This is a genomic window from Rhodococcus tukisamuensis NBRC 100609 (assembly GCF_001894985.1).
Lineage (GTDB): Bacteria > Actinomycetota > Actinomycetes > Mycobacteriales > Mycobacteriaceae > Rhodococcus_G > Rhodococcus_G tukisamuensis.
The window spans coordinates 1-1,016 of the sequence record NZ_BCXG01000060.1; the positions used below are offsets into that span (position 1 = coordinate 1).

Sequence of the window (1,016 nt, forward strand, 5' to 3'; positions counted from 1 at the left end):
TACCCGATCTTTGCCAACGTCTCCTCGACACTGCCGTAGGTCTCGTCGAGCTTGTAGATCTCCCGAGCCTCCTTGCCGTTGGCCACCCCGCGACCAAGCTCAGTCGCGATCCGCACCAACTGCCGGACCTGCTCAGCCGACTTCATCTTCTCGCCCCGACGCCCCCACAACGTGTCCTCGTTGCCGCAACGAACATGCAGACCCAACGTCATCGCCAGGTTGTTGATCGGCAGCACCGACCGCATCAGGCTTTCGAGTGTCAGGACCGCACCGTCGGGGACCCGCTGAATGAATTCCATTGCGTTGTAAGGGCTGGGTCCGTCTCCTCCGCCGCCGATGCCCACCCACGTCAGCACCAGCGGGCCGGTGTAGAAGCCACGCCGGATCAACCGCTCGACCTTCTCCAACTGAGGGATCCCCGGCAGCTGGAAATGCGGCTGGATCCCCGCGGCCTGCAACCGGCGCACATGCTCCTCAACCCAGGTCGGCGCGGCCGGCACCACCATCTCCCGATACGCGTCCCACACCTCGGGCCGCTCGAAGGAGGTGCCCGCGATATCGTCAGGAGTCATCAGGTCGGTGATGTTCATCTGCTTCGTCGACACCGCCACGGTGACCTGGTCCGGCTTCGGATCCAGCTCGGCAAGCATGTGCCGGGTGTCGTCGGTCAGCCATTTCGCGTCTGCGCCATCACCTTCCGGAGCGAACGAGATCGACCCGCCCACCTGCAAGATCATGTCCGGCACGGCCTCCCGCAGACGGCGCAGCAACTCGTTGAACATCGACAGCCGCTTCGAGCCCTTACCGTCGAGCTCACGCACATGAACGTGCAGAACCGAGGCCCCTGCCTCGTAGCAGTCCACCGCGGCCTGGACATGCTCGTCCATCGTCAACGGCAGGTCGTCGAGGAAGTCGTTGGGCTCCCACTCCGGCCCGTACGGGGCCACCGTGATCACCAGCTTCTCCTGGGTCTCCGGGAACAGCGAATCGTCTTGGAAATACATTGCGTAACTCCG

Annotated in this window: 1 protein-coding gene; it reads right to left on the bottom strand. The window is 63.9% G+C overall.

What is annotated here, in order from left to right; translation table 11 throughout:
- A partial coding sequence (locus RT2_RS24910) for a beta-keto acid cleavage family enzyme (RefSeq protein ID WP_072847484.1) occupies positions 1-1,004 on the bottom strand: 1,004 nt, incomplete at its 3' end.
- Between the last annotated feature and the right edge of the window lie 12 nt (positions 1,005-1,016).